Origin of the sequence: Geomonas propionica (assembly GCF_016458235.1) — a bacterium.
GTDB lineage: Bacteria > Desulfobacterota > Desulfuromonadia > Geobacterales > Geobacteraceae > Geomonas > Geomonas propionica.
In genome coordinates this window covers 1-3,034 of sequence record NZ_JAEMHK010000031.1, presented here as the reverse complement: position 1 = coordinate 3,034, position 3,034 = coordinate 1, and the positions used below count along the sequence as shown (strand labels likewise).

1 rRNA gene is annotated in these 3,034 nt (G+C 52.0%); it reads left to right on the top strand.

Annotated elements, in window-relative coordinates:
* The first annotated feature begins 29 nt into the window (after positions 1–29).
* Positions 30–2,988 (top strand): 23S ribosomal RNA (locus JFN90_RS21995).
* Positions 2,989–3,034: the final 46 nt, after the last annotated feature.

Below are 3,034 nucleotides of genomic sequence, written 5' to 3'. Positions count from 1 at the left end.
GTCAGTTAGATCATTTACAGTTTTTTTATGGTCAAGCTACTAAGGGCGTACGGTGGATGCCTAGGCAGAGAGAGGCGATGAAGGACGTGGTAAGCTGCGATAAGCTTCGGTGAGCCGCTAAACAGGCTTTGACCCGGAGATTTCCGAATGGGGAAACCCACTGGAGGTAATGCTCCAGTAACGCATGGTGAATACATAGCCATGCGTGGCGAACGAGGGGAACTGAAACATCTAAGTACCCTCAGGAAAAGAAAACAAAAGTGATTCCGTCAGTAGCGGCGAGCGAAAGCGGAATAGCCCAAACCGATACTATTTCGATGGTATCGGGGTTGTGGGGCCCCGACGTGGGATTGATGAATGGTAGGAGAGCGGTCTGGAAAGGCCGGCCATAGTGGGTGATAGCCCCGTATCCGAAACCATGATTCACCCTAGGGTGTCCCCGAGTACCGCCAGGCACGTGAAACCTGGTGGGAATCCGGGAGGACCATCTCCCAAGGCTAAATACTACTCTCTGACCGATAGTGAACCAGTACCGTGAGGGAAAGGTGAAAAGTACTCCAATGAGGAGGGTGAAATAGAACCTGAAACCGTATGCCTACAAGCAGTGGGAGCACTATGGAGCAATCCAGTGTGACCGCGTGCCTTTTGCATAATGAGTCAGCGAGTTACCCTCAGCAGCGAGGTTAAGTTCATAGAACGGAGCCGCAGCGAAAGCGAGTCTTAATAGGGCGACATAGTTGCTGGGGGTAGACCCGAAACCGGGTGATCTATCCATGTCCAGGGTGAAAGGAAGGTAACACTTCGTGGAGGCCCGAACCCACTGGCGTTGAAAAGCCAGGGGATGAGGTGTGGATAGGAGTGAAAGGCTAATCAAACTCGGAGATAGCTGGTTCTCCCCGAAATATATTTAGGTATAGCCTCACAAAGTAAGTAGCGGGGGTAGAGCACTGGATGGGCTAGGGGTCTTACCGGATTACCAAACCTAACCAAACTCCGAATACCGCTAACTGTTATTGTGGGAGTCAGACTGCGGGTGATAAGATCCGTAGTCGAAAGGGAAAGAGCCCAGACCGTCAGCTAAGGTCCCAAAATCTACGCTAAGTGGAAAACGATGTGGAAATGCCCAGACAACCAGGAGGTTGGCTTAGAAGCAGCCACCCTTTAAAGAAAGCGTAATAGCTCACTGGTCGAGTGGGTCTGCGCGGAAAATGTAACGGGGCTAAGCGTAGTACCGAAGCTACGGATTTGATCCTTAAGGATCAAGTGGTAGGGGAGCATTGTGTAAGCCTGCGAAGGTCGACCGTGAGGACGGCTGGAGGTATCACAAGAGATTATGCTGACATGAGTAGCGAAAAACAAGGTGAGAAACCTTGTCACCGAAAACCCAAGGTTTCCTACGTAAAGGTAATCTGCGTAGGGTTAGTCGGTCCCTAAGGCGAGGCCGAAAGGCGTAGTTGATGGGAAACGGGTTAATATTCCCGTACCACCTGTTGTTGCGATGGGGGGACGGAGTAGGGTAGACGATCCTGGCGCTGGTTGTCCAGGTTTAAGGTCGTAGGCGGGAGAAGGAGGCAAATCCCTTTCTCCATTCAACGCTGAGAACTGATGACGAGGGGGTATCCCCACAAAGTCGTTGATCCCATGCTTCCAAGAAAAGCCTCTAAGCTTCAGACAGCAGGTGACCGTACCGTAAACCGACTCAGGTGGGTGAGGATAAATGTCCTAAGGTGCTTGAGAGAACACTGGTTAAGGAACTCGGCAAAATGATACCGTAACTTCGGGAGAAGGTATGCCCTTTTTGGTGAAGGCGATTCGCTCGCACAGCTGAAGAGGGTCGCAGAGAAATGGCGGTAGCGACTGTTTACTAAAAACATAGGACTCTGCAAAGTCGCAAGACGACGTATAGGGTCTGACGCCTGCCCGGTGCCGGAAGGTTAAGGGGATTTGTTAGCCGCAAGGTGAAGCTTTGAACCGAAGCCCCGGTAAACGGCGGCCGTAACTATAACGGTCCTAAGGTAGCGAAATTCCTTGTCGGGTAAGTTCCGACCTGCACGAATGGCGTAACGATTTCCGCGCTGTCTCAACCAGTGGCTCAGCGAAATTGAATTCTCGGTGAAGATGCCGAGTACCCGCAGAAAGACGGAAAGACCCCGTGCACCTTTACTACAGTTTGACAGTGACATTCGAATAAGCTTGTGTAGGATAGGTGGGAGACTTTGAAGCTGGGACGCTAGTCTCGGTGGAGTCAACCTTGAAATACCACCCTGGTTTGTTTGGATGTCTAACCCAGGTCCGTCATCCGGATCGGGGACACTGTCTGATGGGTAGTTTGACTGGGGCGGTCGCCTCCCAAAGAGTAACGGAGGCGCGCGAAGGTTCCCTCAGGCTGATTGGAAACCAGCCGTAGAGTGTAAAGGCATAAGGGAGCTTGACTGCGAGACCAACAAGTCGAGCAGGTACGAAAGTAGGTCTTAGTGATCCGGCGGTTCTGTATGGAAGGGCCGTCGCTCAACGGATAAAAGGTACGCCGGGGATAACAGGCTGATCTCCCCCAAGAGTTCACATCGACGGGGAGGTTTGGCACCTCGATGTCGGCTCATCGCATCCTGGGGCTGAAGTAGGTCCCAAGGGTTTGGCTGTTCGCCAATTAAAGCGGTACGCGAGCTGGGTTTAAAACGTCGTGAGACAGTTTGGTCCCTATCTTCTGTGGGCGTAGGATACTTGAGAAGAGTTGACCTTAGTACGAGAGGACCGGGTTGAACGTACCTCTGGTGTTCCAGTTGTTCCGCCAGGAGCAGTCGCTGGGTAGCTATGTACGGAAAGGATAACCGCTGAAAGCATCTAAGCGGGAAGCCTCCTTCAAGATTAGGTATCCCTGGGAGCAATCCCCTAAAGGCCCGTTGTAGACCACAACGTTGATAGGCCGGGTGTGTAAGTGCAGTAATGCATTCAGCTTACCGGTACTAATCGGCCGTGAGGCTTGACCATAAAAAATTCTTAGAGAGGGGGGTGGTTCTCCACCCCCCGATCATAA